The following is a 26,851-nucleotide window of genomic DNA, read 5'->3' as shown; positions in this document are numbered from 1 at the left end:
GCCCATTGCCTATGCGGCCGCCGTCGAATCTGGCAAATTGGCCGGCATGGCCAACGACAAGAGCGACGCCTCTCCAGGTAAAGAAATTCTCGTTCTGAGTTCAGTATATAAAGATCCAGAATCAATCTTCTCGTTTCGTCCCAAGTCTCTAGGAGATATTAAGCCAACCGCAATCGTTGTTCTTGACACGAACGTTCTGTTGGTTCCATTCAATACGGGCAAGGAAAGCCTTGTTGAAATTGAGAGGGTCTATAGGAAGTTGATCTCTGAGAAGAGACTTGTTGTTCCCGGGCAGGTTGCTCGCGAATTTGCAAAAAATCGCTCAGAGAAGCTCAAGGAGATATATCAACAGATCAACAGAAGACGCATGAACGGACTGGCAGATGCTACATATCCTCTGCTAGAGAATTCGTCTCAGTATAAGGGAATGAAGAAGCTAGAGGCGGAGCTTCAGGCGAAAGTCAGAGAACACAATCGTGCCATCGACTCACTGCTTGAAGAAATTAAAGGATGGCATTGGAATGACCCCGTGAGCGCCCTCTATCAAGAGCTCTTCGGGTCTGGGGTTGTTCTGGAGTATGGCAATCTAAGCGAGCGCGAAATAGCCATGGAACTGGAACGGCGATATGCTCATAATTTACCGCCGGGATTTAAGGACAAGGGAAAAACAGATCGAGGCGTAGGCGACTATCTGATTTGGAGTACAATTCTCGAAACCGGAAAAAGCCGGGATGTGGATGCGATTTTCGTTTCTGCGGACCGTAAGTCTGATTGGTGGATTCAGAGCGAGAATGTCCCGCTCTATCCTCGGTTTGAGCTGATTGAAGAGTATCGGCATGCTACGGGTGGCAGGAATATTCATATTGTTGATCTTGCGACAGTGTTGGGGATGTTCGGAGCGCCCAAGGAGGTTGTCGCTGAAGTTAAGAGCAAGGAAGCTACTCCAACGGTGGATGAGTCTAAAGTACGCAGAATTCGACGCCGGGCGCGGATGGGGAAGATTGAAGTGGTCTCGCAGGCAATTCAGGCGTGGGTTCTCAAGCAGCCGGATGTGCAAAGTATTGAAAGTTTTGTTCGATTGGAAAAGCGGATCACGATGTTTGTGCGGCGAAAGGATGGTTCGTATCAAAATGTGATTGTTGAGTATTTCAGCAATGTGGCGACATGGGAAGGCGTTCGGGGGCTGTTGGATGCGGCCGAAGAGGGCCTGCTCTTCTCCGATGATGTTAGGGTGGTCCTTGTGTTTGACCATCCGATGGCGGCAGAGTTTAGTGAGGCCCCTCTTCAGACGTTGAGGGAGTCTGTCGTGAGCGCCAAGATTTCTGTTGGGCTGATTCAGGATGATGGGTCGTTTGTGCTCACTTCATACTAGCTAACTGTTGAAGTGCTGTGGCAGCGCCACCATCCTGCGACGGGCGAATATGAATTTGGAGGTGCTGGGGATGGGAAATAGACCTAGAGACAGAGGGCACTTCAGTGGTCCGTTATCGCTCCCTTGTTATTACTTGCGAGGCAAAGCTTCTGCGGTGTGCCCTCTGTCTGTTCGATGAACCGGGCAAAGTCGCGGGCCTTCTGGAAGGCCCCGACTAGCTCGTCGGTGTGCTGGTACAGCTCGACATCAACTTCGTCGGCGAGCTGCCCCTGACGGTGGCATCGGCCAATGGCCTGTTCCCACGCAGCGCCGTCGGCCGGTGGATTCACAAACAGCATCCGCGAGAACATCGTCAGGTTCTTCCCGGTACCGTGGGCACGAAGCGACGCGACGATGGACCGCTTTCCACTCTCCCGGAGAATGGTCGCCGACGCTTCCGGGCCGCCGCCGTAGAAAGGCAACCCTGCCGCCTTCGCGATGCGCTGGCCAAGCTCCGGGAACTCAACCCAGACGATTCCCGGCTGACCCTTGCGCAGCGCCCAGTTCGCCGCGTCATGCACGATGAAGTCAGACAGCCACACGGCTTCGGTGACGTGGACGACGCGCTTGTGAATCTCTGCCCACGAGGGCCACGACGTCGCGCGCCAGGTCGGCAGTTCCCCATCGTAGGGCGGGGACTGGTGGGCGCGAATCGCGGCGCGCACCAGAAGCCCCGGGGAGTCGAGATGCTCGGCGGGGCGTTTGAGGCGCTCGCGCAGCTCCCGGTTGAACTCCTGCCGACGCGCGAACCACCGAACGATCAGCTCGGGGTCCTGCGGAACGCCCTGGACGTCGGGGTAGCGCCAGCGGTGGAAGAAGCCGCTCGCGAGCTGCCGCGCACAGACGACACGTTGCAGCTCGTCGACGAACTCTTCGCCGTCGGGGCGTTGCCCTCCGATCGCAGTCTGAATGTGGGCGAGCAACCCGTCGGGGACCTGTCCAGGGTCACGCGTGCGAATGACGAGCGGCATGCCGACGGCGCTTTCGTCCGTGGCCACGACACCCGGCGTTGCGTTGCGCCACCGTCGATAGGCGTCACGCACGCGTCGGCGCTCACGGTCGGCTTCGTTCTCCCCTTCAAGCGGGGCGAGTGAGTGCGCCGGGTCAACGAGCTGAAGGAGTGCGCCCGGAGGGGCGACGGTAGTTCCGGGGTCCAGCGCCGACGCCCACTCTTCGACGACGTGCTGCTTCAACGGGAGCGGGCTGCCGCCACGTAGCGCGTACTCCGCGAGGTGGGCGTAGTCCTTGACCGTTCTCGTCGCCAGCGTGCCCGACTGGGCCACGAGACGCGTTTCGGGGTTCAGCTCCAGGTAGCGGAGGAACCGGCCGGTGCGGGCGCTCTTCCGGTCCTTCAGCTTGTGCGCTTCGTCGCAGACGATGAGGTCGGGCCGGATGCGCGTCAGTAGGTCGGTGCCTTCCTGGGTCGAAAACTTCTCGTAGGTGATGACGTGAAGGACAGGCAAGCCGGGGCGGAACCACCTGCCGCCAGCGAGGTTGGGCAAGCGCCAGTGCCCGCCGTAGAAGTGCCAGTCGACCTCGATGAGCTGGGCGCGGAGGTTAGACGGCAGGAGTAGGACGGCGACCTTGCACCCGGGCACGACGAGCGGCAGCAGGAAGTCGACCAACGTCTTCCCGTGCCCCACGCCGATGGGAAAGAGCCCGCCACCCGTGCGCGCCGCTTCCAACAGGGCGAGGCGCTGGATGGGGAGCAACGCGGATGGACACCGCTTCCCGAGCGTCCCGCAAGTGCAACGTGTGTCGGCAGGGGCGCGCAGCGAGGCTTCCAACGCGGCGAAGTCGGCATCGGCGTAGGTGCTCGCGAGGTCGCGGCGAGGAAGGCTGAGCACCCGCGCGAGGTCTGGCGACCAGCCCACGGGCTGCCCCTTCGCGATAGTCGAACGGTCGCCAGCGAGCTTCGCGAGAGCTGTCGGCGCAGTGGTAGCGGGGCGCTCGGCGAGAGTCGCCGCGCCCGGGTGAAGCCGGTGAAGAAGTTTCATGAAGGGAGAGGTGCGTGGTCTAGTGCAACTGACCTGTTGGGTTGAGGAGTGACCTTCCAAGTCATGTGTGTTCTTGGTTGCCCATTGACTTGGGCTGGCAGTTCGCTAGAGCGCGAAGGATGACAAAAGACTCACTTCCCGAAGGGCAACAGAGCACGGACGTCCATGACAAGCTGCGCCGCGCGTACATCGCACTGCCTCATTGGCTGAAGACCACATGCCGAAAGGGTGAAGCGCTCCGCTCGGCTGACTCATTCATGGAGTGCTATTACCGGCTGCTGAACCGGGCCAAGTACGCGCCCATGATCGAGATTGCTGAAACGGGGCAGTGGGAGATTTGGATGGTTCTCCCAGGACTGGACGCCCCGCCAGAAGCCCTCTTTCGTTTCGAGTGCTTCACATCGCGGCATGAAGGGGAATACGGAGTCGTCGTGGAACGGAACGACGTGATTACCTTCCACGACCTTCTCGGGGAGTCCGGCCGTTCACTCGAAATGGTGTGGTGGGCGCTTAAGGCGGGCGTACCGTCATAGGTGCTAGCGAAGACTTCGAACGACCACGTCGAACGCCGGTTCGAGCGCTTCGACAATGACCTGCATTAGCTCTGACTGGGCGACTCCGAGCGCGAAGTAGGCGCCGGGCGGGGGTAGCTCGGCGCGCGCCGCCATAGCCAGCGCCCCGCGCCACTTGCCGAACCCCAGCGCCGAATCGCCCCCCGCGAAGCGCACGTCGTCGACGCCGCCCGCTTCCGCCACCTTGCGATGCATGGTGTCGATGTAGCTCGTAAGCGACTCGGGCGTCGGTCCGTCGAAGGTCATCGGGATGCAGCCGACGAAGAGCACGCGAAGCGCACTCGCAGGCGACGGGGCTGCGTCGGTGGGCTGCTCGGACTCGGCCACCTTGCGAGGGCGACCGCGACGCTTCGGCGCGGGGTGCTCAGTGGCCTGGGCGACCTCTGGAGCCGTCTGCACTGGCGTAGGTGTGGGCGCGTCCAGGGGAAGAACGGCGGGCAGCTCCGTGGCGTCGCGCTCGACCGCGGCAACGGTAAGGGGGGCGGACTCGGAAGCCTTATTGAGCAGCTTGTCACGCAGGGACATCGTCTTGTTCTCTCCTGTGAGGCACTTCGCCATGAACGGACATCCGCCGTACTGGCCGCAGGCGGGGCCGTAGTTCGCGGGCACGTCGGAAGCGCGGGCGGCTTGCGCGTGCTCCTTCATCGCTTCGACCTGGGGCTCGACCTTTGTCTGCCACTCGCGCTCGACGTGCTCGGCGGGCACCGTTGCGACGACGGACGCGGCAAGCCGCTGGCCCCGGGTCTGGTAGTAGAGGTGTTCAAGCTCCAGCGTGCGCAGCCCCGGGAAGCGCTCAACCTGGCTGAGCGCCCACGCGCCATAGCCGACCATCTGCAACCCGGGTTCGGTGTCGGCGTCGGCGAGCTGCTCGGCGCTCGCGGCATTCGACGCGACGTTGCTGGTGAACTTGTGGTCGGTGATTCGAAGGACGCCGTCAGAGGCGAGCCGTCGAGCGTCTACGAGGTCGATGAAGCCGGTGAACGGGATGCCGCCTGCTGTCAGCGGAGGTTCACCGTTCAGGGGCTGTTCGACGAGCAGGTCGGCGCCGGGCGTGGGCAGAAGGTGAGCGCCCGCCCTGGCGAACGCGCCCAGCACGTCTTCGCCCGTCGCAAGGAAATGCTCTAGCTGGGCGTGTCCTTCGGTGCCGACCTGTTGCGCTCCCGTGCTGGGCTCGGGAATGCGCATGACCTTCTGAAAGAACCATGCGCGCGGGCACAGCTTGTGGCGCTTGAGCTGGGAAACGCTGAGGCGCTGGATGACCCCGGCAATCACCGAAGGGCCGTACTTGGGGAGGTCGACGGGAGGCGTCACCCTCCCTAAATGCGTGCGGCTTCAGAGGACGGTTCATCTGCGCGATGAATGAGGGATGGTCCCCACTTGCGCGCGCTCTGGTTGTCCCTGCTCACAAACGCGTTTGGCAGTAGCCGATGGCGGGCGGCTCCATGTGGTTATGAGTGCGCACAAGGCCAATGGTCTCAAAGTCTGAGTATGAGGGGAGAGGTGGTTGGGTGTGGTTCTTCTGTGATTCTCGATAGTTGCTTCAAGCAGGAGATGATCGACCACTCTCCGATGGCACCCAGGTCGAAGAGTCTCGGGGTGGGATCGTGCTGCTGTCGGGTTTCTGTCGCCCTGCTGTCGTGGTGCGGCGAGCCCTCTCAGATGAAATTCAGGGGGCCTAGGAGGAGGGCACCACTTGAACGAGGCCATTGAATTGAACGCGGTCATTGCAGAGAACGTCCGACGCTTGCGGGAACATAAGTCGTGGAGCCAAGAAATCCTCGCTGGGGCAGCGGAGATCAATGTCCGAACGGTCCAGCGCGTGGAGAGGGGGGAGGGCGCGGGTAAAGAATCGCTGCTTGCGATCGCTAGTGCGCTGGAGGTTTCCATAGACGACTTGCGCACAGATCCAAGGCAGGAACTTGCACAGTTGTTTGGAGTCGCGCCATATGAAATTACGCCGGAATTCCTTGCAAAGAAGGCTGAGGAGGCAAAGGGAAAATACGAAACTGTCTCGCTCGCTATTGCAAGCACGGCCGCTGGGCTGGATGCGATTTTTGATGTTGATGCAATGCGACTTGATTGCATCTCAGACCTGGAGGCAGTCAAGGACGTGGCAGCGGAGTTGGAGGAATTTCTTACGGATTTGCTTGATGTTTCCGAAGAGTGTGGGGCCGTCCAACGGCGGAAATATGCGAAGGCTGCATTCGAAATTGTTCAGCAAATTCAGGAGATGGGCTCTGTCGTTTCAATTGGCGTTGACAGCCATCGGCTCTCTTTGGCCGGGGGGGAGTCCGTGCCTTGGCGCACGCTGTACGTAGTGGTCGCACCATCGGATCAGGCCAAGACGGCCGCGATTGTAGAACGCAATATGAAAGTGAGATTTCGTGTCTGAAACACTTGCGGCTTCGGTGTGATGCAGTTGTCATCTCTTGCGCTGTGAATCTCTGGGCGAAAGTCTGCCCGGCTGTGGGGTTGTCGTGACTTGTTTCTTGGGAGTGATGCCATGAGTGTGCTGGATGTGTTCGGTGTGGCCATGAGGGCTGGGCTTGAGTTGGATCTTGTTGGGTTGCTTGTTTTTGTTGTTGTGTTTTCATTTGTCTGTCTGTGGGCCATGGTCTGGAGTGCATGGCAGAGGCACGTCGCTGGCGGTGCAGTCGTGAGGTCAGGCGGACGTTCTGCGCATAGACGGAAGCCGCGTCGCTAGGGGGCTCTTGCTTGAGCCAATCAACAGGAGGTGGCTATTTAATGCGCGCACTGCTATTGGCAAGCCATCCTGCTGATGACTGATCTAGAGACCTGTCAAGTGGCTGAAAAATTGATGGTCTAGCCGCGAGGACGTGCAGTGCCCGTGACGACTTCATGGGGAGCACGCCACTCGCCACGCTTCTCCATGGGCGCGTTCTTCAGTTCGTCCGGGATGTAGTAGACGAGCGGCCGAGTCCCGTCCCCCATCCGACGCTGGCCACGGGTGAAGTGCAGCGCCTTGAGGGCCGCCCCAATCTCTCGGGAGATCCGCAGGTCGACTTGCGCAGGGTGGAGGGCGAAGGCTTCAACGCCAACATGCAGGAGCGTCACCTCACTGGGGCGCTTCTCGGATGGCATTTCGAGCAGCCACTTCAAGATGACTTCCTTCCGGCTGTCCCCCACATTCTCCATGCGAAGCGCGGCCTGCTTCTCGGCGCCCTCCGCATCCTCGTTGCTCAGCCACCAGTCTTCGCCATGGTGGAAGCGCACGACGGCTTCGGCCCAGAGTTGGTCGCGGTCGCGCTTCAGAGCCTCGGTGTCGATGCGGGAGCACTTCACCGGCCAGAATCGGCGATGGCCCGTGGGGTCTCTCAGGTAGTCGTCATCGTTGGTCGTCCCGACGAAGACGCAGCGTCGCGGAGCCTTCACGTTGGCGCGTCCGTAGGGCGGCCGGTAGGTGTCCTCTGTCCGGCTGATGAACGCCTTGAGCGCTTGGTCTTCCGACTTCCGGAATGTCGACAGCTCGGCCAGTTCAATGAACCAGAACTGGGAGGCGAGCATCGCACTGTCCTTGTTCGTGACGTCGATTTGCGCGTCGGTGAAGTGCTCCCCTCCGAGGATGCGGAACGCGGTCGACTTTCGCAGGCCCTGGGGTCCCTCCAGAATCATGACGGTGTCGACCTTGCATCCAGGGCGCAGGGCACGCGCAACGGCGGAGATGGCGAACTTCGCGCCGACGGCTCGCAGGTATCGGACATCCCCGTGCGCGCCGAAGTACATCTCAAGCATCCCGTCGAGTCGCGGCGTCCCATCCCAGACGAGTCCCGCGAGGTAGCCGCCGACAGGGTCGTAGCTGTTGTGCTTGGCCACGGCGAGGAGCTGCTGCGCGACGGCTTGTGCCTTGGGGCGCAAGCCGAGCTGGCCGTAGGTGCTTCGCTGAATCCAGTTCGCGACGAGCACGTCGAGCGTCTCCAGGTCCACGTTGGGGCCGAGAGGGCCGCCTTCTACCTCAAGCTTTTTGGTGACGTCGTTGAATCGGAAGACGCCGCGCCACTCGGGCGAGCTGTGCAGCACCGTGAAGATGTTCGCTTCACAGTTCCGAATCTGCTGTCGCGTGTCCTTCGTCATGTCGAGGACGAGTTCTTTCACCCATGCGTCGGGGTCGGGAGCGTCCTCCTCGTGTCCTGGGCCATCGCTCGGAAAGGATTCAGGGGCGCGGCCTCCCAGGGCTTCCCAAATGGCCTTGTTATCGGCGAGCCGTCCCGCGTCACGAGCCCTGCGGCGGTCGCGGTGACGCCGAAGCTTCAACAGGGCCTGTTCGCACAGGTGCTCCGTCCCTTCCTTCCAGTCCGTTGCCGCGAAGGACGCGCGGAACAGCTCGACGACGACGGCCTCGGGCGTAGAGAGCGGCAGGACGAAGGCCGCGCACGACATCAGCGCGTTGAGGGTGTTGTCCTGCTCGCCGACGGGGGCCAGGGGCTCACCGGCAAGGGCTCGGCGAACGATGGCGAAGTGCTCGGGCTTCCGGATGCGGCGCAAGAGGGCCCGCAACTCGTAGAGGTCGGCGGGGACATCGGGCGTCGAGGGAAGCACCGGGGCCACCGTGGGGAGGCCAGCCCGCGACATGGCGAGCAGCGCGTCGACGTCAAGGGGCGCTCCGTCTCCGCTGGCCGCGAAGGGCTCGGCGCTCGTGGGCGCATCGGGCAGGTAGTAGAGCCGCGCCAGGTCCTTCGTTGCCGGGTCGGCCGGAAGGCTGAGCATGCGGATTGCCGCCGCGCGCACGGCAGGCCACTCCCGGGGCAGGACGGGGCGTGACAGCGGCATGGTGAGCCGCAGGCAGTAGTCATCGGGCGGGCGGTTGCTGTGCGTCGAGTGGACGGCGAAGGCGAGTCCATGGCGCTCGACGGCGTCGAGGCACGCGAGCTGCGCCGCAGTCAGGTGGTCCAAGTCGAACACCGCTACGGTGACGGCGCGAACGTTCTCCGTGCGTCGTCGCTCGACGATGTCCACGGGACTCCAGGCGGGGCCATTCTTGGCCGGGCAGCCACGGACGCACGGGGACGTGGGGCACTGACTGCGACGGTGCGTGACGAGTTTCTCGGAAAGCTCGGACCACGAGAGTTCCACGGCACGAGGAACGTTGTCCTGGGCTGACTCGTAGAAGGCGACTTTCAGTCGTTGGGCGCGTGGCGTCGTTGTGTCAGGGCTCGGGGCGGCGGTGTCGGTCGTGTGGCTCACGTCCGAGTAAATGCGTGTGGATTTCGCGAGTGGCTCAAGGAATCGTGAGACGGAGACGGGAGGCGTGTGGGGTACGTGCATGTCCCCCGGTAAATGCGTGCGGATTTCGCGGGTGGCTCACGCAAGCGGCAGTGTCTGTGCGCGCTGGTCCCTGGTAGATGCGTGCGGATTTCGTGAATGGCCCGGGTTTCGAAGCTATGGGCGCGGCATGGGGGGACGACAGGCCGCCATGCGGCAACGAGCGAGACCAATCCCCCTTAACCCTTACCTATCTTATATCTCCCCTTCTACCACTCCACCTTCCTTAAAGAGATAGGGGAAGGTGGATAGACGGCGGCTGACTGCTGACGCCGCGATGGTGGGGGCGCCATGCGGCAACGAGCGATCCCAATCCTTCTTAACTCTTACCTATCTTATATCTCCCCTTCTACCACTCCACCTTCCTTAAAGAGATAGGGGAAGGAGGATAGACGGCGGCTGACTGCTGACGCCGCGAACCATTCGCCGAAGTCGCACGCATCTACTCGGGACATGCCGACTCGCATTCGTCGCCACTTTCGAGTTGTCGTGAGCCGCTGACGGAATCCACACGCATTTACCGGGGGAGCGGCAGTGGTGCCGCAGGGCCAGCTTCGTGTGGCCCACTCCGGGCGAGGCGTTCAATCACCGTGTCTGAGACTGTCTGTGAATCGAGCGTGGTCGGCATGCGGAATGCTCCTGTCGGGGCGATGTCTCACGCAGCCATTTGTCGCAAGGGAAGTACGAAGAAGCATGTTTCACACAGTGAGTATGGCCTTCGGGCGGCCCGGCAATCCGAACTCGTGTCCCGCATCCTGTCGGCCCGCGCGGGCGGCAACGCCGTGCTGGAGCGACGGTTGTCCGCTGAGTTGCTCGACTCCGTGAGGCCGCTCATCCGGAGCATCGTCGGGACCCTCTTGCCCATCGCGGGCTCGCTGTCGCCTGATGACCTCGCGCAAGTTGCCGCCATGGCGGTGCTTCGCGCGGTGCCCAAGTACGACGCCACGAGGGGGCGCCAGTCGTTCGGCCAGGTTGCCTACTTCCGGGCGCGGGCTGCTTGCGAACAGTACGCGCGCTTGCACGGCACCGACGTTCACCTGAGTGACGGCGGGCACAAGCGTCGCACCGTGCGTTCAATCGGTAGCAACGAACGCAACGTCGTCCGAGTCCACCGCATGGACATACCGTCTCATTTTTCGGACGGTGCTTCGGCCGATGACTCGTGGATCGACGAGTTGGAATCCGCACTCCGCGAGATGTCGTGCCTGGAGCCCGGCAGCGACACGCCCGAGGCGGAGCTGCTGGCGGCTGAGCGTCGAGCCCTCGTGTTCGAGGCCGTGCGTCGACTGGCCCCTGAACAGCGGGAGCTTGTCTCACGCGTCTTCGGTCTCAACCGCCCGGCGCAGTCGGTGCGCTCCGTGGCCGAAGCGTGGAAAGCGCCGAAGAGTCGCGTCGACCGGATGCTTGCGCGTGCGCTGGCCGAGCTGCGCGAGCGGATGGCCACCCTGGGGATGTAGCGTGCCCGTCGTCGTCTCGAACCGAAGGGGCCTCTGTGCCGTGTGCTCCCTGCCCATTGAACGAGGCGAGGCCATCACCTACGAGCGCGCGGTTGGTGTTCGGCACATGGCCTGCGCGGACGTGGAAGCCGCTCGTCGGCGGAACCTCTACGCCGCTCGTTGCGAGCTGTGCGGCGTGCGCCTGTCGCGCGGACAGGGCGCGCTGACCGTCGACGAGCGGCAGGCGTCTGATGGAACGTGGCGCCGTAGCTGGCGGGCGTGGTGTGTCGAAGTGGCAGCGTGCGACGTGCGAATTCGTGCCACGCAATGGCAATTACTGTCTGTGAATTTGAGTTGAAGTCGGAGTGAAATGACCTGGGAGGGGCCCCCCGGCTCGGATTTTCTGTCTGCGGCGGAATCCTGGCTTGCTCGGCGGTCCCACACGTTTGAAAAACTTCGATAAAAACTGGGGATGGTGCGTTTTGTTGGGCGCCCCCGATGAAAAAGTTCGTGAAACCGCACGCATTTACCGTGTGTGGCTAGACCGACAAAACTGACCCCCGAGATTCAAAGTCTAATTTGCGACCACTTGAGGTCGGGCCTGTTTCGCCGTGCTGCGGCTGGCCTCGTGGGCGTCGACGAACAGACCATCTCCCGCTGGTTTCACCGTGGCGCCAGCGAGCCGCGCGGGCTCTACCGCGAGTTCTTCGTCGCGGTGAACCGGGCTGAATCCGAGTTCATGCAGTCCGCAACGGAGACGCTCCAGGCCGCCGCGACGACGAACCCCAAGCACGTCCAGTGGCTCTTGAGCCGCCGCTTCCCGGAGCTGTACGGCCGACGCGACAACGTCGAGGCGAAGAGCCCCGAGGACCAGGCCGCCGACACCGCCGCCCTGCGCGAGCTGCTGATTGACCGGCTGGGGAAGTTCCTCCCGGACGAACTACCCGCGTCCACGCCTGCCGAAGCTGTTCCATCCGAGCAACTCAAGGACAAGGGGGTGAGCGATGCGTAGCCTTCTGTCGAAGGGCGCATGGGGGAAGTTCGCCGAGGGGCTCGCGCCGCACGAGTCCCCCGCGTCGCGGATGGTGCAAACGGCCGGCTCCCGCGCTCAGCTCGCGAAGCTCTTCGGCGGGCTCGATGACAAGGAAGTCGAGCTGCTCGTTTACGACCTCGACTTCTGGGCGCGTCGCGAGCAGTCGCCCCCGGACAAGTTCTCGACGTGCTTCGTCATGGCCGGGCGCGGCTTCGGGAAGACGTGGTGCGGCGCGCGCTGGGTCATCAAAAAGGCGTGGCAGGCGAAGAGCGTCGGGGCCCTCATCGGCCCGACTGCGGCGGACGTGCGCGACACCATGATTCGCGGCGCGTCCGGCATCCTCGCCCTGTCGCCCCCGTGGTTTACGCCCAAGTACGAGCCCAGCAAGCGCCGCGTGACGTGGCCCAACGGCGTCTATGCCATCTGCTACTCGGCGGATAAGCCCGACCGGCTGCGCGGCCCGAATGCCGGCTGGGGCTGGGGCGATGAACCGGCTTCGTGGAAACACGACATGGCCGCAGTCGATCAGCTCCCGCTCGTGTTGCGCATCGGCTCGCGAGAGGACCCGCCGCAGCTTCTCCTCACCGGGACGCCGCGCCCGCTGAAGAAGATTGAAGAGCTGCTCTTCGCGAACGCGGAGACGCAGGAACTCAAGCCGGGCGTGGTGCTTCGCACGGGCTCTTCGCTGAGCAACTTCGCGAACCTGGCGCCGTCGGCCGTGGCCAACATGCGGGCGCTGGCGAACACCCGCTGGGGACAGCAAGAGGTTCTCGGCCGCCTGCTCTTCGACGTGCCTGGGGCCATCTTCGGTTCGGCGAAGTGGGGCCGCGTGGAGGCGGACGCGCACGAGTACGCGCAGCAGCTCGACAGGCGCATCGTCAGCGTGGACCCGAGCCCGACGAGCGAAACCGGCTCGGACGAAACGGGCATCATCGTGCAGGGGTGCAAGTCGAGCGCGCTCTTCGGGGCCGACGGCGTGTCGCTCAAGCGCGTGTCGGTGCTGGCGGACCTGTCGCGTCGGGCGAGTCCCCGCGAGTGGGCGACGACGGCAATCCGCGCCTACCTGGAGTTCGCCTGCGACGCGCTCGTCGTCGAGGTGAACACGGGCGGGGAGATGGTGGAGACGCTCATCAGCACCGTTGCGGGCGAGATGGGCGTCAGCGTCAACGTGAAGCCCGTGCGGGCGACAAGCGCGAAGAGCAAGCGCGCTGAGCCGGTGTCCGCCCTGGCCGAAGCGGGCCGCGTCGAGTTCGTCGGTACCTTCCCGAAGCTGGAAGCGCAGCTCAGCAAATTCACAGGCACTGCGGGCCGCCGCGACGACAGGGCCGATGCCTTCTGTTGGGGCGTTCACGACCTTGTCTTCGTCGAACAGTTCTTTGCGGTGTGAGGTTCTCCATGGGGATGTTGGACAGGATGCGTGCCGCGTTTCGCGGGGGCAGCAAGCGCAAGGGAACAGGGCTGGAGCTGAGCCGCTGGGCTTCGGCCCCGCCACGCCGCGAGGTGCCCGCGCTGCTCGCGGCCTACGCCGAGATGCCGTGGCTGGGAACCATCGTCGACACGGTGGGCGACGCCTTCGCGGACGTGACGTGGCGGGCCTTCACGCGGCAGGACCCCGCGACGCGGAAGTCGCTCGTCGACGTGTCGCTGCGGCGGGCCGGTGGCGACGTGCGCCGGGAGCGGTTGAAGTCGCTCGTCGAGACGGGGGACGCGGTGGAGCTGCCCGACCATCCGCTGCTGCGGCTGCTGGCGGACCCGAACGACTACATGACGGGCCGCGACTTCGCGAAGCTCTTCTGCCTTCACTACGACTTGACGGGCGAGTTCTTCGCCGTCGTCGAAGAGCTGGCGGGCGTGCCCGTGGGCCTGTGGCCCGTGCCGCCCGATTGCGTCCTCGCACTGCCGGACCTGAGCAAGCCGAAGTCGGAGCGCACATACACGGTGGCCGCTGGCGGACGGACGTTCCTCCTGCCTGCGGCGAGCGTCATCTACGTGAAGCGTTTGAACCCGGCTGACCCGCTTGGCCGCGGTATCGGCATCGCCTACTCGCTGGGCGACGAAGTCGACACGGACGAGCACGCGGCGCGCTTCACGAAGAACGCCTTCTTTAACAACATGCTTCCGGGCGCCGTCATCGCGATTGAGGGCTTCAACGAGTCGCAGGCCGGGCCCGCGAGGGCCTTCAAAGAATCGCTCGCGCGGGAGTATGGGGGCCCCACCAATGCAGGCCGAGTGATGATTACGAGCGGCCGGACGACGTTTGCTCGGCTCGACACGCCGTTCCGCGACATGCAGCTCGTCGACCTGCGCCGCTTCCTCATGGACTTCGTGCGGATGGTGTACCGGGTGCCGCCGGAGATTGTGGGCGACGTCACGAGCAGCAACAAGGCGACCAGCTACGCGGCGCGGGAGCACCTTGCCGAACAGGCGACGAAGCCGCGCGCAGAGGTCTTCCTGGCCTCGATGCAAAAGCACCTGGCACCCCGCTTCGAAGACGACGTGCTTCTCTCCTACGACTCCCCCGTGCCTGCCGACCGTGAACACCGGCTGCGGGTGATGGGGACGCTCCCGAGCGCCTTCACCTTCGACGAGTGGCGAGTCGAAGCGGGCTTCAAGCCTCACCCGGAGCGGCAAGGCTTCGCGGAGCTGCTTCCGGGGCAGAAGCCCAACGAGCCCGGCGAGACGCCGACGCCCGTCGAAGGCAGCTCGGCGCAGGCGCATGCCGAGGCGACGAAGGACGGCTGAGCCATTCGCAGAAGTCACACGCATTTACCGGGTGCATGACTGGACCCATTACACGCTCCCTGCGGCTGAGCGCCGTTCGAAAGGACGCGGCGACGTTGAGCGCCGTCGAGTCCATTGGCGGACGGCGCGTCTTCAAGTTCAAAGCGAGTGACGGCGACTTCGACCGCTACTCGGACCGGCTGAACGTCAAAGGCTGGCGGGTGGACGGCTACAACGCGAATGGCGTCGTCCTCTACAACCACGACGACGGGGCGAGCGCCGCGATGACGGGCGCCGAGCCGCAGTTGCCCATTGGGAAGGGGCGCGTCTACGTCGAGGGCGACGCCCTGATGGTGGACATCGAATTCGACGACGAAGACGAGTTCGCGAAGAAGGTCGAACGCAAGGTTTCAAAGGGCATCCTGAATGCCGTCTCCGTCCGTTACCTCATGCTCCCTGGCCAGTATCGGCAGAACGCGCGCGGCGGCTACGACTGCGACGCGCAGGAACTGCTCGAAGTCTCCGTCGTGACGATTCCGGGGAACTCGCGGGCCGTGCGCTCGAAGTCCCTGGACGAAGCGCCCGACGACCTCGTTGAACGCATTGCAACGCGCGTTGTCGAGCTGCTCGACGCACGGGCCGAAGCGAAGTCGACCGACGAAGACGAAGCGAAGTCGGCGGACGAAGAAGCCGAAGACGAATCGAAGTCGACGAACGAGGAAGACGTCGAGGACGAGCAGAAGAGCGAGCCCGACGAGGACGAAGACGAGACGAAGGGTTTCAACGCCGCCGACGCCGCGAAGAGCTTCGTCGAGGCATTCAAGGGCTACATCCGAGGAGTGAAGGAATGACTCGCGAGCAAATCGCACAGATGGTGAAGGCGCTCGGCCCCGAGGTCGCGCGAGAGCTGATGGACGCCGCCGCTCGAAGTGCCCCGGGCCGGGTTGAGCCGGGGGGCGCGCCGCGCGGGACTGGCGTCTACGCGAGCGCTGAGAACTTCGGCGGCTTCGCAAAGAGCGTCATCGCGGCCGGACGCCGCACCGGAGCCGCCGAGTTGGTCGACGCCGCGAAGCGCTTCGGCAATGCCGACGTCCAGAAGGCCGTTCAGCTCAGCAAGTTCGACTCGGCCGGTGTGCTGGTGCCCATCCAGCAGAGCGGCGAAGTGATTGAGTTCCTGCGGCCCGACGCGGCGATGCTCAAGCTGGGCGTGCGTACCCAGACGTTCAAGGGCGAGCTGCACATGGGGAAGCAAACCGGAACGTCCGTCTTCAAGTGGGTAGGGGAGGGCGAGACGGTCCCGAAGAGCGCGCCGAAGTACGGGAAGATTGTCCTCAAGGCGCACAAGGGCATGGTGCTGACCGACATCAGCAACGACTTGCTGCGCACGCCGGGCGTGGGTGACGCGGGCGTCGGCGAGGACATCCGGGCGACGGTGGCCGATGGCCTGGACGACGCGGGCTTCAACGGGGACGGGACGGGCGCCGCGCCGAAGGGGCTCTTCGCTCAGCTCGACGCCGCGCACACCTTCGCTTCGACGGGGACGACGTCGGCCGCCTACTTGGCCGACATCGACAAGGCCGTTGAGCTGCCGCTGACGGCGCATGTCCGCATGGGCAGCGCGGCGTGGGTCCTTCACCCGACGCGGGCGACGGCGCTGCTTCAGCTCCAGAATTCCGGCGTCTGGGTGTTCCGTCAGGAGATGCTGGATAGGGGCACGATTCGCGGCTTCCCCTTCGTGATGACGACCCGCGTGCCGGTGTCGCGCATCACCTTCTCGGCGGACTGGCGACAGTTCATCTACGGCATCGACGAGGACTTGATTCTCTCCGAGCACGACGTTCGCGCCGAGTACGACGAGACCACGGTTCGCGCCATCGTGAAGGGCGACTTCAAGGTTCGCCAGCCGAAGGCGTTCAGCTCCATCACCTACACCTGAGAGGCACCACCATGAACGCCAATTCCACCGACGCGGGCGTGCTCGTCGGCATTCGCCCTGGGACTGTGCCCGCCGCTGTGAGCGCGGGGACGCGAAACAGTGCCGCTGTCGACCGCTTCAGCTTCGACTCGTGCGTGCTGACGGCTTCCACGGGGGCCGCCACGGGCGCCCCGACAGCGCTGTCGCTGGCCGCGAAGCTCCAGGACAGCGCCGACGGCCAGAACGGATGGACGGACCTCCCCGATGCCGCAGTCGTCCCCCTCACGGCCCCTAACGCGGTGGCCCGGGTGAACGTCCGGCTCCCCACTGCGCAGCGCTACCTCCGAGTCGTCGAGACGGTGGCCCTCACGGGGGGCACATCTCCCACCTTGGGCGCGTCCAGCCTGATTGTCCTGTGCGGGCCGGACGAGATTCCCGCCACCTAGCGCCGCGCCAGGCCGCATTTCCCGGGCCGGGGCTCCCTTTCCCCTGGGGGCCCCGGCTTCGTCGTTCCTACACCGTCCTGAGCCCCTTCCATGGCCCGCCCGACTGACCTCTGCCTTGCCGCTACCGTGGCCGCCGACCTGGGCGTGCCCTCCGACTCGCACGTCGAGCGCTGCGTCACTGCCGCCAGCAGTGCAATCGCGAGGCTGTGCGGCCGGGCCTTCGAGCGGGCCACGGTGACGGAGTACCCGGACAGCTACGGCCGCCCCTACGTCCTCCTGAGTCGCCCGCCGCTCGTCGAAGTCCTCCAGGTGATGGACGGGGGCGAGCTGCTCGACGCCACGGCCTACACCCTTGCCGGGGACCTTGCGGCGGGGGGCCTTCTCTACCGCCTCGCTGGCCTCTGGCCGGTGACGGCGCGCGTTGGCGGGCTCGTCACTCTGACAGTCGAAATGCGGCAGGGGCGCCCCGATGCGCTGGCCGTGACGTACACGGGCGGCTACGTGACGCCGGGGCAAGTGGCCCTCGACGCCTCCCAGGGGCCCGTTACCCTGCCCGCCGAAGTCGAAGAGGCCGCCATCCTCGAAGCCTGCGCGCTCTACCGGGGCCGGGGGCGTGACTCCGACGTGTCCAGCGAGAGTCTCGGGGATTGGTCCGTGAGCTACCGGGAGCGGAGTGCAGGCCAGCGGCTTGCGAGCCCCCGCGCCGAACTGCTCGTCGCGCCTCATGTCCTGTGGAGGGCGAGTTGATGAGCGGGCCCGCTTCTCTCTTCCGCCAGCGGGTGAGCTACGCCGAAGTCGTCGGCCGGGACGCGTGGGGGACGCCTCTGTTGGGGCCAATCCATGAAGCTCCCGCGCGCATCCAACCGAGTCGAAAGCTGATTCGCGACGCCAACGGCGCCGAGTTCGTCGCGTCCTTCGTCGTCTACACCGAAGCACCCGTCACCCTGCGCCACCGACTTTGGTTCAAGGGTGACGACATCACCGACTTCAACCACGCCCGCCGCCCTGCCGCCCTTGACGAGCACGTCGACGGGGCGGGCGTCCTGCGCTACCGGAAGGTTTGGCTCTAATGGCCCGCGACACGGCTGCCGACCTCGCGACGATTCTCGCCTCTGGGGGCCTCGGGCTGAGCGCCGGGGCCAACCTGTTTCTCGGCCCGACGCTCGAAGACGACGACGCCACGGTGCCGGACGTCGCGTGCTTCGTGTTGCAAACCGGAGGGGAGCCGCCGCAGAGCTTCATCGGCGGGGGCCGCAAGACGTACCGAACCGTTACCAGTCAGGTCCGCGTGCGCTCGGCGCGTGAGAGCTTCCGGGAGGGACAGGCGCTCGCGCTCGCAGCCCTCGACGTGCTGCATCTCGTGAATGCCCCGGGCTACGTGCTGATTGAGGTGGACGAAGGCAGCCCCAACTACGTCGGCACCGACGGGAGCGACCGGCATTGGTGGACCTTCACCGTGGATGCCTCCTTCATCGACCTGGGCGCGTGAGCCACGGCGAGAAAGCGCACGCATTTACCGGGGGCAATGGCACTCAAAGTTGCTCTTGATTTCAGGCTGCTCGACAAGCTGCGGAAGGTGGAGCGGCCCGTACTCGCCGACCTGGCGCCTTTGACTCGCGAACACGCGTCGACGGTGCTTCAGGCGAGTCGCGCCCTGGTTCCCGTGGGCGCTCGGGACACGGACGGCAAGCCGCCGCTGAGCACGTCCGTGTTTGTCGACGGCCCGGAGCTGAACGACGCGAAGGCGAGCGTCAGCGCGACGGCTGGGTATGCCCACGACGCAGCGGGCGCCATCCACGAAGGGTTTCACTGGGGCGAGCAGCGTTTCGCCACGCCGGTCCACTTCCTGCGCAAGCCCGCCCGACGGGGGCGCGCGAAGTTCCGCAAAACGGTTGCCGCCCAGATTCTTGCCACGCTTTCGCGACTCTTTCCGAGTCGGTAGGGAAACTACCAATGGCGACCCCTGTTGCTGCTCACCTCGACAGTGTTTCGGTGCGCTCAGACGCGAATGCCACGCAGGCCGCTGACCGCGTCGACGGCCTGACGGATGCGTCTCTTAGCGAGACGGGCGACTTCGTCGAGACGAATTACCTCGGCGGCTCGGGCTACAAGTCCCGCGTCCAGACGCTGAAGGACACCAGCGCGGACCTGTCGGGACACTTCATGGAAGGCGCCGCGCCGCAGTCCGTGCTGCGTGACGCGCGCGATGACGGGAGCACCGTCTACGTGACGTTCATCTTCGACCCCAGCGCATCGGCCGGCTCCAAGGGCAAGCGAATTCCCATGGTCGTCAACAGCTACGACGAGAAGCTGACCCCGGGTGGTGTCGTGGAGTTCACTTGCAAGCTCTTGGGCAATGGCGCCCCGGTGGCCGTCTGATGGCCGCCATCGCTGCGCATGTCGGCTCGCTGTCTATCGCGGGAGAGCCTGCCGAGTTCCTCGAAGCCGAAGCCGTGCCCGCGCCCGACTCCACGGGGACTGAGTTTCGAATCGCGGACCCCGAGCTTCGCCGCCTCAATCCGGGGACGCCTGTGTTCGTCGAGGTTTCCCCCAGTGGGGACGCCGACGCCTGGACACCTGTCGACGCCTACGTCGACCCGCTCTTCGGCGACGTTCACCTCGCCAGCGCTCCCGGCCCGTCGGCCCTCGTGCGCGTCTCGGGCTACGCGTTGCCCGTTCATCCGCTCGCCCTGGTGCGCTCCATCTCCCTCACGGTGACGAACGACGTCGTCGAGCTGCAAGTCATGGGGGACGCCTACAAGCGGCGTTCGGTGTCGCTCCGGGACTTTTCGGGGGAGCTGACGGGGCTGGCCCTTACTGAGCTCGAGGTTGAAGCACTGGCCGAAGGGACTCCGCTGCTCATCGAAGTTGGCAAGGCATCCGGGGCTCAAGTCTTCCGCGCATGGGTGAAGGTGCCTGAGCTGTCTCACAAGCTGACGCCCGGGGCCCTGTACGAGCACACCATGAAGTTCCTCGGCTTCGCCTTCCAGTCCGAAGACGGCGCCGCTTTCGCCTGGGGCTACGGCTCGCCATGAGCTGTCTCGTTTCACACCCAAAGGAGAGTCCATGTCGAACAAGCACAAGCTGCTTGCGAAGAATCGTCGCGTCCTGAAATCGGTGGAGGTGGACGGCGTCAAGGTGAACATCATCAAGCCGACGATGGGCGACCGGCTGCGGCTGATTGAGCAGGCCCGCGAGGCTGGCGAGATGACGGAGAAGAACGAGCCGACGGGAGACCGGGCCGGGGCGCGCATGCTGGGGCGCATCGCTGTCTGCGTGCTTCACGACGCGGAGACGGGCCGCCCGATGTTCTCCGTCAACGACATCGACGAGCTGCTCGACGAGTCGTGGCTTGAAGACCTCGCGACGGACCTGACGGACGTCTTCAACGTCAGCGAAGAGAAGATGCGGGGAAAATAGACAGCGACCCCGAAGCGAGCCTGCTCTACGGGGTTGCCTCTCTCCTGAAACTGCCGCCCGACGCAGTCCGTGAAATGCCTTACGAGGATGTCGTCGGGCTCGTCGCCTATGCGCGAAGAGAGGCTGACGAACTCGAAAGGCGCTCTTCCAACCAACAGGCCCCAGGCGTGTCGCCGTCGGGCCAGCAGTCCGTTCGACGTTTGCGAAAGAGGTGATTCGTCATGGCTGGCGGCGGTTTGAAAGTTGGCGACTTGTATGTCGTCGTCACGGCCGCCGTTGGCGAGTTCTCCAAGTCCATGCGGCGCGTTGTCGCGGACGTCGCTCAGACGGCTGACAAAGTCGAGAAGCTCGGGAAGAAGATTGGCGCAATCGGCGGGCTTTTCAGCGTGGGACTGTATGGCGCGCTTGCCGCCGTGGCTGAGTTCGATAGCGGCGTCACCGAGCGGCTCGACAGAATCAAGCTCATCTTCACCAACGTCTTCGCGGAAGTCGGCGAAGCAATTCTTCCTCACATTGAGAGACTCTCCGAAGTCCTCGAACACGCGCTCGGCTGGTTCCAGCGGCTAGAGCCGTCGGTGAAGCAGTCCGTCGGAACCATGCTGGTATGGGGGACTGCGGCGGCGCTCGCGGGTGGCGCGCTGGGGACTGCCGCTGGCGTCGTTAAGAGCACTGCCGAAATTGTGGGTACGGTTGTCGTCCCTGCGCTGGACGGCGCGGGAAAGGCCGTCGTGCGCTTCTCCGGCTTCGTGCGTGGGGAGACGCCCGTTGTTGAAGGCAACCTGAAGAAAGTCGCGAAGGGGGCTGAGCAGGTCGACGCGGGCTTTGCTGCGGCCTTCCGCAATGCCGCCGCGCGCATCCTCGTGGTGGCGGCGCCTCTGGCCGCTGTCGCGCTCGCCGTTGCAGGCGTCGTGATGCTCGCGGGCACGCTTTACAAGGCGTGGAACGACGCGAGCACCGGCATGCGCGATATGTTCGTGTCGGCTTGGCGGGGCGTCACCGAAGTTGCGGGTCGCGCGGTGGCCTTCTTCCGGGAACTCTTCACGGGGCTTGGGGCCATTGTCGGGACGTGGGCACGCGGGCAGCTCGAAACGTTCGCCTTCGTGGTGCGCAACCTGGCACGCATGGCGGCGCCGCTGGCCCGCGCGCTCAACCTCGACGGCGTCGCGGCCTCGCTCGAAGGGTTGAAGGACCTGAACGGCGACGCGCTGCTCGGCGGGCTGAAGGGCTTCGCCGACGGCGCACTCGGCAAGTTGAAGGACGGCTTCGCTTCCGTTTGGGCGGACGTCTCCTTTGGCGCGGGCTACGCCTTTGATGGCGTGAAGCTGCTCGGCGGTGACGCTGCGGCATTCCTCCGTGAGAAGTTCGGCGGCGTCTTCGACGACATGCTCGGCGGGCCGAAGGGCAAGCTGCGCACGCCATCCGCTGGGCCGGAAATCGAAGCGGGCCGCGTCCAGATTGGGAACTTCAACGCGAAGGAGTTCCTGACGAGCGTCGGCAACGTCGCGGCAGTCATCGAACAGGTCGCCCGGAAGAAGGCGAAGGAACTCGCGGACGCGCTGGCCAGGGCCGTCGACGAAGCGAAGCGCTCCCTCACGAGCCGCTTCACGCAGGCCCTGGGCGGGCTCTACGAGCTGTTCGAGCGCTTCGAGCAAGGGATGCTGGTGGGCGGCGTGTGGGGCGGCGTCATCGCCGTTGTCGCGGAGTTGCTCGCGCAAAGCTCGACGTTCGCCACGTTGATTCAGATGACGGCGGGCTTCATCCAGTTCGTTGCCGATGCCATCGGCCGCGTGCTGGCCCCCGTGCTGCCGCTCCTCGCGTCCGCCTTCAACATGGTGGCGCCGCTGCTCGACGCCATCGTTCCGGTGCTCGAAATGCTGCTCGCGCCGCTCCAGGCGATTGCCCCGGTGCTGGAGGTGCTCGGCACGCTCTTCCAGGGACTCGCCCCGCTCATCAGCGTGTTGGGTCAGATTCTCGTCGCGCTGACGCAGCCTCTGGCGTTGCTCGCGGGCCCCATCATGAAGGCGTTCTTCGCCGTCGTGCGAATCGTGGCGATGGGGATTCTCTACGTCGTCAAAGGCGTCGGGACGGTGTGGAACGCCATCGTCGGTTTCATTGCCGGTGTCTTCCGCGCGCTCAGCAAGATTCCGGTTGTCGGTGGCGCCTTCGAGAAGATGGCACGGGGACTCGACAGCATGAAAGTCCCGATGGACCAGGTCGACGGCGCGCTGAACACGCTGCGCGATACGACTTACGAGTCAGCCGCCGCGAACTCTGCCGCCGCTGTCGCTCAGTGGGAGAACGCCAACGCCACGAAGAAGGCAACCGAGGCGCTCAGCAACGTTCCCTCCGGCTTCAAGGTGGCGCTCGCGAGGTTCAACGCACAGGACCCGGTTTCTGGCCAGCCGCAGAGGCCGCATGGTGCATCACCCGTCACGTCGAGCCCTGCTGTCCCGGTGAGTGGCGGCAACGTCAGCGTTGGGCAGATTGTGATTCAGGCCGCGCATGACCCCGCCGAGACAGCACGACAAGTTTATATCGAAATGAAGCGCGAAGCGGGCCGACGTCGCGGCAATGGCGAGTGGCTGAATGGGAGGTATTGAAATGCCCTTCCTGAGCTTGAATGGCATCACCGTGCCCGTTGTCGAGGGACGGCGTAGGCAGGTGAGCATCGGCGTCGACTCACGCTCATTCAGCGGCGTCTACCGGCTTGGGCGCCGCGCGACGCGCCAAGAGTGGGAGTTCAAGACGGGGCCACTGTCGTCCGTCGAGGCGTTGGCCTTTCGTGGACTGATTGCCGGGGACGGCCATGCACTCGCGTTCGACGGCGACACCTTCACGAGTCGGGGGCTTGCCTCATCGATTACGACGGGGAGCCTCTTTCAAGGCGCGCGCTTCGGTGGCGGCTTCGAACTGCCCCTGGGCGTGTCTTGCTCCTGGGCGATGCAGCTCGGGCCCCGCTGGACGACGCTGCACCACCTTTTCGACGCGGTGGGGGGAGTCTGGCTCCAGGTCATCAACCGGAGCGATGGGGCGCGCTGGATGCAGGGGACGGCTGCGGCGAGCGCGGGCGGGCTGAGCGTCTCCAGTGGCTCCCTGTCTTTGACCGGGGCGCTCAACCTGCGGCGCTTCGACGACGTCGTCGGCCTGCCGTTCATGGCGCCGGACTCATGGGTTCCGGAAGTGGCCTTGTGGCACTCGGCTCGCGCCTGGAGCTCGTTGCCGTACCTGACGGCGGGCGGGGCCTTCTGCGTCGGTGAGACGAAGGTGCTTGGCGAAGTGCGGGACGGCGAGTTCGTCGAATTCATCCACCAAGGGGCGCGCGTCATCGGCGAGCGGCTCGAATTCACCTTGCGAGAGGTTTAGGAAGCCATGCGCAGCATGTCGTCTCAGGGATTGGCGGCGCTCACGAGCCCGGCCGGGCACGCTTCCCATGCTCGGGTGAAGGTTCTCGACGACGCGGGGACGTGGCGGAATTTGAGCCAGCTTGAGGGCCGCGATTTTCTCGACGCCGTCGAAGTGGACGAGGACGTTGACCAGCCCGTTTCGGCCGCGACGGTGACGCTCAAGCGGCAGATTGAACTCTTCAGCGTGGCCCCGCTCCGGGCCGACTCGAAGCTGAATGCCGCAAACGGGCAGCTCATCCGGCCGGGAAGAGAGTTCACCGTCGAGGCTGCGGTTTCGCCCGTAGGCGTGTCGCCCAGTGAGAGCGAGTGGCATACGCTTTTTCACGGCGACATCGACGAAGTCGACTTCGCAGGTGAGCAGCTCGTCTTCCGTGGGCGTGACTTGGGCGGTCGGCTCCAGGACACGTTCATTGAAGTTGAGCGCGCCTATGGTGACGACGCGCAGGGCGTTGCCGTCGAATCGGTGATGCAGGCCATTCTGACGGACAACGGGACGGGCGTGGTGCTCCATGCCCCGGTGTCCTCCGGGTGGAGGCTCCGTCAGTACGCGCAGAAGAAGGCGAGCGTTCTTGATGCCGTTCGCGACCTGGCTCAACAGATTGGCTGGGAGGCGCGCTATCGCTGGCGCGAGTCGAGCGGGACATTCGCCCTGACGTTCAGCGAGCCCACCCGGACGAATCCGGCGCTCGCTTGGACCTTCGGCCCGGACGACTACCGCGACGTCGCGAAGCTCGCCGTCAGCAGGACGGACGTCCGCAACAGGGTGGAGGTCGTCTTCGCGGACGCGGGCGACTTGGACGTCGCGGGGCACGCAAAGACGAAGAGTGTCGTCGTTGAGGACGCCGCGAGTCAGGCCTCTTACGGCGTGCGGTACATGCAGATTGCCGAGGACGCTTCGAGCAACATCGACCGCGAGGTTGAAGCGCAGAGGATGGCGGAAGCGGCCCTGTCCGATTTGTGCGAGCCGCTCGCCGACCAGGAAATCGATCTCGACTTCTTCCTGCCGGTGGAGCTGGGCGACCTCTACCGGTTCCTCCCCAATGGCGTTCACTACTCGGACGCGCAGAACCTGGCGGTCACTGGGTTTCGCCACGTCTTCTCGTCGGAGGGAGACGCACGCACAACGCTTACAACGCGCGGGAAGCCCTCCTTCGGAATCTCCATGTGGCTGGAGATGGACACGCGCCCCGGCCTGGGCGAGCCCGCGCACTCATCCCCGCCGCTCGTTCCTCTCCGCATCAACGTGACGGCGGTGGTGAACGGCTTCTCGTTGTCCCTCACCCCGGCTTCGAGCGGCCCGGCTGCAGCTGGGTACGAACTTCACGTCTCGACGTCCAACGGCTTCATGCCGAGCAGCTCCACTCTGCGAGGAACATTCGACACGACGGCATTCGGTGTGTCCGACCTGATGCCGGGGATGACCTACTTCGTGCGCGTCGTTCCTCGGGACCGCTTCGGCAATCGCGGGGACGCGTCACCTCAGCTCGTCGTCACGCCGAAGCAGCTCGAGGGCGCGTCGCTGAGCGATGCCGCGGTCGGCTTCCAGCACCTGCTGTACCCGCCCACCGACAACCTCATTCCGAACGGTTACAACGAAGCGGGCATCCGTGCGGTGGGGAAGTCGCCCGACGGCGACAGGCTCGTCGAGGACCCTGTCAATGCCCGGGTGGGGCGGTGGGTGCGCCGGGTGGAGCTGACGAACGCGGGGGCGTGGCCGGGGCTGAGCTGGACGGGCGGCTATGGCTCGGAGGTTCCAGGCGGGCGGCTCAAGTGCTCCCCTGGAGACGAGTTCTTTGCCGAGGTCTACGTCAAGGCGTCCTCGGCCACCGTAGGGGGCATGGGAAGCCTTCATTTACTGTGGGAGGACGGGAGCGGTGTCTACGCGGGCCAGAGCACGAGCGTCTTTCTGGGGCAGCTCGGGACGACGTATCGGCGCGTCACCGTGAAGGGCACATGCCCGGCCGGTTGCACGGGGGTTCAGCTCTTCTGGGAAACCCAGGTGGCGGCGGCGGACGTGGGCAAGCGGCTCTACTTCGATGCCGTCTCCATGCGGAAGATGGTCACTTTCGACTTGCTCGCGGCGAACACCCTCAAGACGTCCAACTACGCCGAGGACGGCAGCGGTATCCCTACGGCCGGGGCGAAGCTCGACAACGTTGGAACGACGCTCAAGGTGGCCTCGAACAACGTCCAGGTGGGGCGCTACTACCTGAGCGACGGCTTCTTCCGTTCGGTCCAGGCCCTCGCCGACACGGGAAGCCGCATCTACTACCGAGGCAACAACGAGGGCGTGCCGAACATCGACCGGCTCAACATCCAGGTGCTTGAGGGCTACGCGATTGCCGGGGCGGCTGGTGGCGCGGCGAACTTCACCTGGGCGCACTACCATGCCGTCATCCAGCCCCAGTCGGTGAGCGACAACCTCGATGCGCTGCGCTTCATGGAGGTGGGTTTCTATTGGGCGTATAGCGACAGCAACGCGCCCCAGTGGCTTTATGGGACGTCGGTGCCGCTGGCTGACCGCAAGTATCAGAACGGCGCTGTAGACGGTGACGCCAGCAACGCGACGAGCGCGGGCTTCACCTTCATGTATGGCGACAGGTTCAACCGGCTGCGGGACTCGCTTTCAAACAAGCTGCTTTACCTGAAGGTACGGCTCCACAACGCGAGCGGCTACAGCGCCGAGCGGTGGTTCTTCCCGCCGAGCAGCTACAACGTCAACATGGTGCGAAGCGCGACGGGGCCCGCATCAACGCCGACTGGCGGCGGTGGAGGTGGTGGGGGCACGCACGGAACCTGTGTCGCGCCATGGGAGCCGGTGTTGCTCGCCGATGGTTCGGAAGTGCCTGCCGAGATGCTCCGGCCTGGGATGCGGGTGCTCACCATGCACGAGCACGAGAGAGATGGCGGCATCTTCGAGGTGACGCACGTCAGCAGGCATCAGGCAGCGCGTTGCACGCTCACCATGACGGATGGGCGCGCCGTCGTCGTGACACCGGACCATCGCTGGCGGACGTTTGAGCGCGGCTGGATTCGCACCGACGCGCTTCGCCCCGGGGAGACGATTGATGGCGTCGCTCCGGGACGGGTGGCGCGTGTCGAGACAAGGGACTTCGGCGACGTGATGAAGATCACGGTTCGCTTCGCGAGGACTTACGTTGTGCAGGGACTACTCACACACAACCTCAAACCCCGAGAGTAGAAGATGGACATATT

23 protein-coding genes are annotated in these 26,851 nt (G+C 64.7%); 20 read left to right on the top strand and 3 right to left on the bottom strand.

All coding sequences use genetic code 11. The annotated features are described in order from the left end of the window. Positions 1–46 precede the first annotated feature (46 nt). Complete coding sequence (locus BHS09_RS24665) at positions 47–1,372, top strand: PIN domain-containing protein (protein ID WP_140799289.1); 1,326 nt, start codon at positions 47–49, stop codon at positions 1,370–1,372. Positions 1,373–1,473: 101 nt separating this feature from the next. Here the strand turns inward: BHS09_RS24665 and BHS09_RS24660 are convergent, their stop codons facing one another. Beyond that, on the bottom strand, positions 1,474–3,408 hold the full coding sequence (locus BHS09_RS24660) for a DEAD/DEAH box helicase (RefSeq protein ID WP_140799288.1): 1,935 nt from the start codon (positions 3,406–3,408) through the stop codon (positions 1,474–1,476). 119 nt (positions 3,409–3,527) lie between these two features. Between BHS09_RS24660 and BHS09_RS24655 the strand changes: the two genes are divergently transcribed. Further along, positions 3,528–3,941, top strand: coding sequence for a hypothetical protein (locus BHS09_RS24655; protein ID WP_140799287.1), 414 nt, complete (start codon positions 3,528–3,530; stop codon positions 3,939–3,941). Between the two features lie 3 nt (positions 3,942–3,944). Here BHS09_RS24655 and BHS09_RS24650 read toward each other — a convergent pair whose 3' ends face one another. Next, a complete protein-coding gene (locus tag BHS09_RS24650; RefSeq protein WP_140799286.1) occupies positions 3,945–5,291 on the bottom strand; it encodes a PD-(D/E)XK nuclease family protein in 1,347 nt (448 codons plus the stop codon). 382 nt (positions 5,292–5,673) lie between these two features. Between BHS09_RS24650 and BHS09_RS24645 the strand changes: the two genes are divergently transcribed. Further along, positions 5,674–6,372: a helix-turn-helix domain-containing protein gene (locus BHS09_RS24645; protein ID WP_140799285.1), complete on the top strand. Its 699-nt coding sequence runs from the start codon at positions 5,674–5,676 to the stop codon at positions 6,370–6,372. 431 nt (positions 6,373–6,803) lie between these two features. Here BHS09_RS24645 and BHS09_RS24640 read toward each other — a convergent pair whose 3' ends face one another. After that, entirely contained in the window at positions 6,804–8,954 is a 2,151-nt protein-coding gene (locus BHS09_RS24640; protein ID WP_237079803.1) for a virulence-associated E family protein, read from the bottom strand. 1,049 nt (positions 8,955–10,003) lie between these two features. Between BHS09_RS24640 and BHS09_RS24635 the strand changes: the two genes are divergently transcribed. The 17 genes from BHS09_RS24635 to BHS09_RS24555 all read left to right on the top strand — a co-directional run bounded on the left by BHS09_RS24635 (position 10,004) and on the right by BHS09_RS24555 (position 26,837). Continuing rightward, complete coding sequence (locus BHS09_RS24635) at positions 10,004–10,717, top strand: sigma-70 family RNA polymerase sigma factor (RefSeq protein WP_140799284.1); 714 nt, start codon at positions 10,004–10,006, stop codon at positions 10,715–10,717. A gap of 607 nt (positions 10,718–11,324) precedes the next feature. Next, a complete protein-coding gene (locus tag BHS09_RS24630; protein WP_237079802.1) occupies positions 11,325–11,708 on the top strand; it encodes a hypothetical protein in 384 nt (127 codons plus the stop codon). Then, positions 11,701–13,116 carry a terminase large subunit domain-containing protein gene (locus BHS09_RS24625; protein ID WP_140799282.1) on the top strand — a complete coding sequence of 472 codons (1,416 nt, stop codon included), beginning with the start codon at positions 11,701–11,703 and terminating at the stop codon, positions 13,114–13,116. Before BHS09_RS24630 ends, BHS09_RS24625 begins: the two co-directional genes overlap by 8 nt. Positions 13,117–13,142: 26 nt before the next feature. Next, positions 13,143–14,471 carry a phage portal protein gene (locus BHS09_RS24620; RefSeq protein ID WP_140799281.1) on the top strand — a complete coding sequence of 443 codons (1,329 nt, stop codon included), beginning with the start codon at positions 13,143–13,145 and terminating at the stop codon, positions 14,469–14,471. A gap of 35 nt (positions 14,472–14,506) precedes the next feature. Beyond that, entirely contained in the window at positions 14,507–15,301 is a 795-nt protein-coding gene (locus BHS09_RS24615; protein ID WP_140799280.1) for an HK97 family phage prohead protease, read from the top strand. Then, positions 15,298–16,386 (top strand): phage major capsid protein, encoded by a 1,089-nt coding sequence (locus tag BHS09_RS24610; protein ID WP_140799279.1) that lies wholly within the window; start codon positions 15,298–15,300, stop codon positions 16,384–16,386. Before BHS09_RS24615 ends, BHS09_RS24610 begins: the two co-directional genes overlap by 4 nt. A gap of 11 nt (positions 16,387–16,397) precedes the next feature. Then, positions 16,398–16,811, top strand: a complete 414-nt coding sequence (locus tag BHS09_RS24605) for a hypothetical protein (protein ID WP_140799278.1) — start codon at positions 16,398–16,400, stop codon at positions 16,809–16,811. Between the two features lie 90 nt (positions 16,812–16,901). Then, positions 16,902–17,558 carry a hypothetical protein gene (locus BHS09_RS24600; RefSeq protein WP_140799276.1) on the top strand — a complete coding sequence of 219 codons (657 nt, stop codon included), beginning with the start codon at positions 16,902–16,904 and terminating at the stop codon, positions 17,556–17,558. Continuing rightward, a complete protein-coding gene (locus BHS09_RS24595; RefSeq protein WP_140793824.1) occupies positions 17,558–17,881 on the top strand; it encodes a hypothetical protein in 324 nt (107 codons plus the stop codon). The genes BHS09_RS24600 and BHS09_RS24595 overlap by 1 nt, the downstream gene beginning before the upstream one ends. Continuing rightward, positions 17,881–18,300: a minor capsid protein gene (locus tag BHS09_RS24590; RefSeq protein WP_140799275.1), complete on the top strand. Its 420-nt coding sequence runs from the start codon at positions 17,881–17,883 to the stop codon at positions 18,298–18,300. The genes BHS09_RS24595 and BHS09_RS24590 overlap by 1 nt, the downstream gene beginning before the upstream one ends. Before the next feature lie 36 nt (positions 18,301–18,336). Then, positions 18,337–18,753, top strand: coding sequence for a hypothetical protein (locus BHS09_RS24585; protein ID WP_140799273.1), 417 nt, complete (start codon positions 18,337–18,339; stop codon positions 18,751–18,753). Between the two features lie 11 nt (positions 18,754–18,764). Next, positions 18,765–19,190 carry a phage tail tube protein gene (locus BHS09_RS24580; protein WP_140799271.1) on the top strand — a complete coding sequence of 142 codons (426 nt, stop codon included), beginning with the start codon at positions 18,765–18,767 and terminating at the stop codon, positions 19,188–19,190. Continuing rightward, a complete protein-coding gene (locus BHS09_RS24575; RefSeq protein WP_140799269.1) occupies positions 19,190–19,846 on the top strand; it encodes a hypothetical protein in 657 nt (218 codons plus the stop codon). The genes BHS09_RS24580 and BHS09_RS24575 overlap by 1 nt, the downstream gene beginning before the upstream one ends. Before the next feature lie 31 nt (positions 19,847–19,877). Next, complete coding sequence (locus BHS09_RS24570; protein ID WP_140793746.1) at positions 19,878–20,231, top strand: phage tail protein; 354 nt, start codon at positions 19,878–19,880, stop codon at positions 20,229–20,231. A gap of 221 nt (positions 20,232–20,452) precedes the next feature. Beyond that, positions 20,453–22,831 (top strand): phage tail family protein, encoded by a 2,379-nt coding sequence (locus BHS09_RS24565; protein ID WP_174260582.1) that lies wholly within the window; start codon positions 20,453–20,455, stop codon positions 22,829–22,831. Position 22,832: 1 nt separating this feature from the next. After that, a complete protein-coding gene (locus tag BHS09_RS24560) occupies positions 22,833–23,594 on the top strand; it encodes a hypothetical protein (protein WP_140799267.1) in 762 nt (253 codons plus the stop codon). Between the two features lie 15 nt (positions 23,595–23,609). Next, positions 23,610–26,837, top strand: coding sequence for a hypothetical protein (locus BHS09_RS24555; protein WP_237079801.1), 3,228 nt, complete (start codon positions 23,610–23,612; stop codon positions 26,835–26,837). Positions 26,838–26,851 lie beyond the last annotated feature (14 nt).

Source organism: Myxococcus xanthus, assembly GCF_006402735.1.
GTDB classification, from domain to species: domain Bacteria; phylum Myxococcota; class Myxococcia; order Myxococcales; family Myxococcaceae; genus Myxococcus; species Myxococcus xanthus_A.
The sequence above is the reverse complement of the archived record's forward strand: the minus strand, read 5'-3'. Positions and strand labels throughout refer to the sequence as shown.

Excerpts from the sequence above, each read along its gene's own strand:
- BHS09_RS24665 (WP_140799289.1), top strand. The coding sequence starts at position 47 with ATGGCCAACGACAAGAGCGACGCCTCTCCAGGTAAAGAAATTCTCGTT.
- BHS09_RS24660 (WP_140799288.1), bottom strand. The coding sequence starts at position 3,408 with ATGAAACTTCTTCACCGGCTTCACCCGGGCGCGGCGACTCTCGCCGAG.
- BHS09_RS24655 (WP_140799287.1), top strand. The coding sequence starts at position 3,528 with ATGACAAAAGACTCACTTCCCGAAGGGCAACAGAGCACGGACGTCCAT.
- BHS09_RS24625 (WP_140799282.1), top strand. The coding sequence starts at position 11,701 with ATGCGTAGCCTTCTGTCGAAGGGCGCATGGGGGAAGTTCGCCGAGGGG.
- BHS09_RS24620 (WP_140799281.1), top strand. The coding sequence starts at position 13,143 with ATGCGTGCCGCGTTTCGCGGGGGCAGCAAGCGCAAGGGAACAGGGCTG.
- BHS09_RS24615 (WP_140799280.1), top strand. The coding sequence starts at position 14,507 with ATGACTGGACCCATTACACGCTCCCTGCGGCTGAGCGCCGTTCGAAAG.
- BHS09_RS24610 (WP_140799279.1), top strand. The coding sequence starts at position 15,298 with ATGACTCGCGAGCAAATCGCACAGATGGTGAAGGCGCTCGGCCCCGAG.
- BHS09_RS24605 (WP_140799278.1), top strand. The coding sequence starts at position 16,398 with ATGAACGCCAATTCCACCGACGCGGGCGTGCTCGTCGGCATTCGCCCT.
- BHS09_RS24600 (WP_140799276.1), top strand. The coding sequence starts at position 16,902 with ATGGCCCGCCCGACTGACCTCTGCCTTGCCGCTACCGTGGCCGCCGAC.
- BHS09_RS24595 (WP_140793824.1), top strand. The coding sequence starts at position 17,558 with ATGAGCGGGCCCGCTTCTCTCTTCCGCCAGCGGGTGAGCTACGCCGAA.
- BHS09_RS24590 (WP_140799275.1), top strand. The coding sequence starts at position 17,881 with ATGGCCCGCGACACGGCTGCCGACCTCGCGACGATTCTCGCCTCTGGG.
- BHS09_RS24585 (WP_140799273.1), top strand. The coding sequence starts at position 18,337 with ATGGCACTCAAAGTTGCTCTTGATTTCAGGCTGCTCGACAAGCTGCGG.
- BHS09_RS24580 (WP_140799271.1), top strand. The coding sequence starts at position 18,765 with ATGGCGACCCCTGTTGCTGCTCACCTCGACAGTGTTTCGGTGCGCTCA.
- BHS09_RS24575 (WP_140799269.1), top strand. The coding sequence starts at position 19,190 with ATGGCCGCCATCGCTGCGCATGTCGGCTCGCTGTCTATCGCGGGAGAG.
- BHS09_RS24570 (WP_140793746.1), top strand. The coding sequence starts at position 19,878 with ATGTCGAACAAGCACAAGCTGCTTGCGAAGAATCGTCGCGTCCTGAAA.
- BHS09_RS24565 (WP_174260582.1), top strand. The coding sequence starts at position 20,453 with ATGGCTGGCGGCGGTTTGAAAGTTGGCGACTTGTATGTCGTCGTCACG.
- BHS09_RS24560 (WP_140799267.1), top strand. The coding sequence starts at position 22,833 with ATGCCCTTCCTGAGCTTGAATGGCATCACCGTGCCCGTTGTCGAGGGA.
- BHS09_RS24555 (WP_237079801.1), top strand. The coding sequence starts at position 23,610 with ATGTCGTCTCAGGGATTGGCGGCGCTCACGAGCCCGGCCGGGCACGCT.